The following is a 5,204-nucleotide window of genomic DNA, read 5'->3' on the forward strand; positions in this document are numbered from 1 at the left end:
CGGTCCACCCGCGGGCGCCCGCCCCGGCGGCGGCGCGGGCGGATCACCGCAGCCCCCCGCGGACCGCCGTGCCCACGCGTCCGCCCACGCGCCCATGGTGCCGCACCCCCCGCTCACCACCGCGCACCTCACCCGGCCGGGACCGACGTGGGGCACCATGGAGGGCGTGTCCGACGCCCTCCCCGCCTCGCCCGGCCCCGTGCCCTCCCCGTCCGACGTGCTGACCGCCGCCGTGGAGACCGCCCGGGCCGCCGCCGTCGAGGTGGCCGGCGCCGCCGAGGAGGTCGGCGAGCACCTGGGCACCGCCCGCGAGGCCGTGCCCCACCAGGAGGTCCTCGGCGAGGTCCTCACCCACACCTTCGCCGCCGCCCTGCCCGGCTACACCGGCTGGCACTGGGCCGTCACCCTCGCCCACGTGCCCGGAGACGAGCACGTCACCGTCGACGAGGTCGTGCTGCTGCCCGGCGACACCGCCCTGCTCGCCCCCGCCTGGGTGCCCTGGCACGAGCGGGTCCGCCCCGGCGACCTCTCCGTCGGCGACGTCCTGCCCGTCACCGAGGACGACCCCCGCCTGGTGCCGGCCTACCTCGCCGACGACGACGCCGCCGCCGACCCCGCCGGCATGGTCGTCGCCCAGGAGATCGGCATCGGCCGGGAGCGCGTGCTCTCCGTCGAGGGCCGGCGCGGGGCGCTGGCCCGCTGGCGCGGCGGGGAGTTCGGCCCTTCGTCGGCCATGGCCCGGCACGCCCCCGGGACCTGCGGCGACTGCGCCTTCCTCATGCCGCTGGCCGGGTCGGTCCGCCTCGAGCTCGGCGTCTGCGCCAACGAGTACGCCCCCGCCGACGGCCACGTCGTCACCACCGACCACGGCTGCGGCGCGCACAGCGAGGCCAACCTGGTCACCGTCGACACCACCGAGATCCAGCTGACGCCGCTGTACAACACCGACACGTACGACTCCATCTGATGTCGCGCTGCGCGCTCCCACCGCGGCCAACCCGGCTGGGCGCGCTGCGCTGAGCCCCTCCGCGGGGTCTCGGGTGACCCTGCGGGCCACCGTCGGCCCCGCCCGCTCGCTGCGCTCGGGGTGACAGCCGTGGGGGCGTCCGCTCCTCGGGGAGGGGGCCTCGTTCCTCGGAGCCGTCCGCCTCGTCGCGGACGGGGCTGCGCCTCGCCCGCGACGTCGGGGTTCGTGGGGTTCTGGCGGGCGTTCGGACCCCTCGGACCCTGTTCTCGACCCTTGTCCCGGGGTTCCTGCCCTCTCCGGGGCTCGTCAGGGGGCGGGAACCCCGGGACGGGGGTTCAGCCCTGCTTCTGCCAGCGCATGATGGCCAGGCCCACCGCGGCGAGCACCAGGCCGCAGACGCAGGTCCAGGTCCAGACCCGGTCGACGCGGTCGCCCAGCAGGAGGACGACGACCAGGGCGAGCGCCCACAGCACCATGCCGACCAGCACCACCCGGCGGGTCTCCACCCGCAGCGGGGGAGGCGAGGGTCGGGTCGGGGCCGGCACGCGCCGACTGTAACCAGCGCGCGACCCCACAACCGGTCGTGCATGGCACCCTGTCGCCGTGCCGGACGACACCGAGACCACCGACGCCCAGCCCAGCAGCGCCAGGCGCCGCAGCGCCGGGCCGCAGATGAAGCCCCGCAACGGGCTCGACCGCTACTTCTCCATCACCGCCCGGCGGTCCACCGTCGGGCGCGAGGTGCGCGGCGGGGTGGTCACGTTCTTCACGATGGCCTACATCGTGGTGCTCAACCCGATCATCCTGTCCGGCGCCGACGTCGACGGGAACACCCTCGACTTCCGGTCCGTCGCCGCCGTCACCGCGCTGGTGGCCGGGCTGCTCACCGTGCTCATGGGCGTCGTCGGGCGGTACCCCTTCGCCCTCGCCGCGGGGCTGGGCATCAACGCCGTCGTCGCCGCGTACGCCGCCACCCAGATGTCCTGGCCGGAGATCATGGGCCTGGTCGTGCTCGAGGGCCTGCTCATCACCGTCCTGGTGCTCACCGGCTTCCGCCGGGCCGTCTTCGAGGCCATCCCCGACCAGCTCAAGACCGCCATCGCCGTCGGCATCGGCTTCTTCATCGCCCTCATCGGCCTGGTCGACTCCGGTTTCGTGCGCCGCGCGCAGAACGGCACCGTGCCCATCACCTTCGGCATCGACGGCAGCCTGGCCAGCTGGCCGCAGCTGGTCTTCGTCGTCGGGCTGCTGCTGACCTCCGTGCTCGTCGTCCGCAAGGTGCGGGGCGCGCTGCTCATCGGCCTGGTCGTCACCACCGTCGTCGCGGTCGTCGTCGAGGCGGTCGCCAAGGTCGGTCCGACCTTCCTCGCCGACGGCTCGGTCAACCCCAAGGGCTGGGCGCTGCAGGTGCCCACGCTGCCCGACCAGGTCGTGGGCCTGCCCGACTTCTCCCAGATCGGCCAGTTCTCCCTGTTCGGCGGGTTCTCCCGGATCGGCGTCGTCGCCGCCCTGCTGATCGTCTTCGCCCTGATGCTGGCCGACTTCTTCGACACCGTGGGCTCGGTCACCGCCGTCGGCGCCGAGGCCGACCTGCTCGACGAGCACAACAACCTGCCCCGCTCCCAGCCCGTGCTCGTCGTCGACTCGCTGGCCGCGGCGGCCGGCGGTGCGGCCAGCGTCTCGTCCAACACCACCTACGTGGAGTCCACCGCCGGCGTCGCCGACGGCGCCCGCACCGGCCTGGCCAGCGTCGTCACCGGCGTGCTGTTCCTGGTCGCGACGCTGTTCTCCCCGCTGGTGGACGTGGTCCCCTCCGAGGCGGCCTCGCCGATCCTGGTCATCGTCGGCGCGCTGCTCATCGCCCAGGTCAAGAACCTGCACTGGGACGACCTGACCCTGGCCATCCCGGCGTTCCTCACCATCGCGCTGATGCCCTTCACCTACTCGATCACCAACGGCATCGGCGCCGGCGTCATCAGCTACGTCGTGCTCATGGCCGCCACCGGCCGGGCGCGCCGCGTGCACGCGCTGATGTGGGTCGTCGGCGTCCTGTTCGTGGTCTACTTCGCGATCGAGCCCGTGCAGCAGCTGCTCTGAGCTGCCCGGCCGGGCTGGTACATTCAGCACGGCTAACCATCTCGGGGGGACCACGTGGCGCGGACGACGCTGGACACCGCCGCCCTCGCGCACGACCTGCGGCTGGCGGTCATGCGGTTCTCGCGCCGGCTGCGCAACCAGCGCGTCGACACGTCGGTGACGCTGACCCACCTGGCCGCGCTGTCCACGCTCAAGCGCCACGGCGCGATGAGCCCCGGCGAGCTCGCGAGCCACGAACGGGTGCAGCCGCCGTCCATGACGCGGGTCGTGGTGGCGCTCGAGGGCAAGGGCCTGGTCACCCGCACCCCGCACCCCACCGATCGGCGCCAGGTGATCATCGAGCTCACCCCGGCGGCCGAGGACCTGCTGACCGAGGAGGCGCGCGCCCGCGAGGCGTGGCTGTCCGGGAAGCTGCACGCCCTTCCGCCCGAGGACCGGGCGACCCTGCGGGAGGCTGCCCGCATCATGGACGAGCTCGCCGGAGGGTGAGCCAGGAGGCGACCGCACACGCCTGAGCGCACGAGCACCAGCGACACCCACGCCCCACGACGCGCGGGCATGTTCCGCGCCCTCGCGGTGCACAACTTCCGGATCTACGTCAGCGCCAACCTGGTCTCGCTGACCGGCACCTGGATGCAGCGGATCGGCCAGGACTGGCTGGTGCTCCAGCTCTCCGGCGGCTCCGGCACGGCGCTCGGCGTGGTCACCGCGCTGCAGTTCGCCCCGACGCTGCTGCTCAGCTTCTACGGCGGGCTGCTGGCCGACCGGTACGACAAACGCCGGATGCTGATGGTCACCCAGGCCGTGCTCGGCCTGCTCGCCCTCGCCCTCGCCCTGCTCGTCGCGACCGGGGCCATCGCGCTGTGGCACGTGTTCGCCCTGGCCCTGCTCCTGGGGGCGGTCAGCTCGCTGGACACCCCCGCGCGGCAGTCGTTCGTGTCGGAGATGGTCGGCCCGGCCTTCCTCGGCAACGCGGTCAGCCTGAACTCCACCGTCTTCAACGGCGCCCGGCTGGTCGGCCCGGCCGTCGCCGGCGGGCTCATCGCGGTCTCGGGCGGCAACACGGCCCCGGCGTTCTTCGTCAACGCCGCCAGCTTCGCCGCGACCATCGCCGCACTGGCCCTCATGCGGGACGACGAGCTGCACCGCAGCGCCCCCGTCGCGCGCGCCCGCGGCCAGCTGCGGGCCGCGCTGACCTACACCCGGGACCACCCGGACCTGCAGCTGGCGATGCTGCTGGCCTTCGTCGTCGGCACCTTCGGGTTCAACTCCCAGATCACCGTCGCGCTGATGGCCACCGAGGTCTTCGGGCTGGGTGCCGGCTCCTTCGGTCTGTTGTCCACCGCCTTCGCGGTCGGCTCGTTGACCGGCGCGCTGGTCTCCACCCGCCGCGACTCCCGCCCGCTGCAGCGCTTCCTCATCGTCGCCGCCGGGGCGTTCGGGGCGATCACCGTGGTCAGCGGCCTGATGCCGACCGTGTGGGCCTACGGCCTGCTCCTGGTGCCCTGCGGCGCCGCGGGCCTGGTGTTCAGCGTGGCCTGCAACAGCTTCGTGCAGCTGGGCGTCGAGCCGCAGATGCGCGGCCGCATCCTGGCGCTGTACTTCATGTGCTTCATGGGCGGCACCCCGATCGGTGCGCCGCTGGTCGGCTGGGTGTCGAACGACCTCGGGGCCCGGTGGGGCCTGGTCGCCAGCGGGCTGGTCGTCGTCGTGGCCGCCGTCGCCGTCGGCGCCCGGCTCGCCCGCGGACGGCACGTCCGGCTGGAGGCGCACGTCGCCCCGCCGAGCGTCCGGCTGCACGTCGACCCCGTCGCCGTCCCCGCCGCCCCGGCGGCGGCCGGGGTGGTCGAGGAGGCCGCGGCCGAGGCGCCGGGGACGGCGGTCGGCCCCCGCCGCTGACGCCCCGATTGTGGGCGCGGTCACCGGTGTCCTACCGTGCGCTCATGCCGCCGGAGCCCACCGTCCCCTGGCCGCTCCAGCTGGCACTGGTGCTGGCCATGGTCATCGGGATGGTCTGGCTGATGGACCTGTCGCTGCGGCTGTTCACCGGCCAGGTGCGGCTCCCGCGGCGGCGTCGCGCCGACCGGCGGCGGGCCGTCCGGCTGGCTGCTCCCCGGCGGGCGGCCCGGCGGTCCGTGGC

Annotated in this window: 6 protein-coding genes; 5 read left to right on the top strand and 1 reads right to left on the bottom strand. The window is 74.3% G+C overall.

Annotated elements, in window-relative coordinates; all coding sequences use genetic code 11:
- Nucleotides 1-166: 166 nt before the first annotated feature.
- The gene (locus tag NH342_RS21775; RefSeq protein ID WP_374209496.1) at nt 167-967 is read left to right on the top strand and encodes a DUF3027 domain-containing protein; all 801 of its coding nucleotides are present in this window, start codon (nt 167-169) and stop codon (nt 965-967) included.
- Between the two features lie 335 nt (nt 968-1,302).
- On the opposite strand, the gene NH342_RS24410 is transcribed toward NH342_RS21775, so the two are convergent.
- Nucleotides 1,303-1,512, bottom strand: coding sequence for a DUF2530 domain-containing protein (locus NH342_RS24410; protein ID WP_253018253.1), 210 nt, complete (start codon nt 1,510-1,512; stop codon nt 1,303-1,305).
- Between the two features lie 58 nt (nt 1,513-1,570).
- On the opposite strand from NH342_RS24410, the gene NH342_RS21785 reads away from it, so the two are divergent.
- The 4 genes from NH342_RS21785 to NH342_RS21800 form a co-directional block, all read left to right on the top strand.
- Nucleotides 1,571-3,064, top strand: coding sequence for an NCS2 family permease (locus tag NH342_RS21785; RefSeq protein WP_253018254.1), 1,494 nt, complete (start codon nt 1,571-1,573; stop codon nt 3,062-3,064).
- A gap of 54 nt (nt 3,065-3,118) precedes the next feature.
- Nucleotides 3,119-3,553: a MarR family transcriptional regulator gene (locus tag NH342_RS21790; RefSeq protein WP_253018255.1), complete on the top strand. Its 435-nt coding sequence runs from the start codon at nt 3,119-3,121 to the stop codon at nt 3,551-3,553.
- 69 nt (nt 3,554-3,622) lie between these two features.
- Complete coding sequence (locus NH342_RS21795) at nt 3,623-4,963, top strand: MFS transporter (RefSeq protein WP_253018257.1); 1,341 nt, start codon at nt 3,623-3,625, stop codon at nt 4,961-4,963.
- Nucleotides 4,964-5,007: 44 nt separating this feature from the next.
- The coding region (locus NH342_RS21800) for a hypothetical protein (RefSeq protein ID WP_253018259.1) at nt 5,008-5,204 on the top strand (197 nt) is incomplete at its 3' end.

This window comes from Klenkia sp. PcliD-1-E, from assembly GCF_024124375.1.
Lineage (GTDB): Bacteria > Actinomycetota > Actinomycetes > Mycobacteriales > Geodermatophilaceae > Klenkia.

Excerpts from the sequence above, each read along its gene's own strand:
- NH342_RS21795 (WP_253018257.1), top strand. The coding sequence starts at position 3,623 with ATGTTCCGCGCCCTCGCGGTGCACAACTTCCGGATCTACGTCAGCGCC.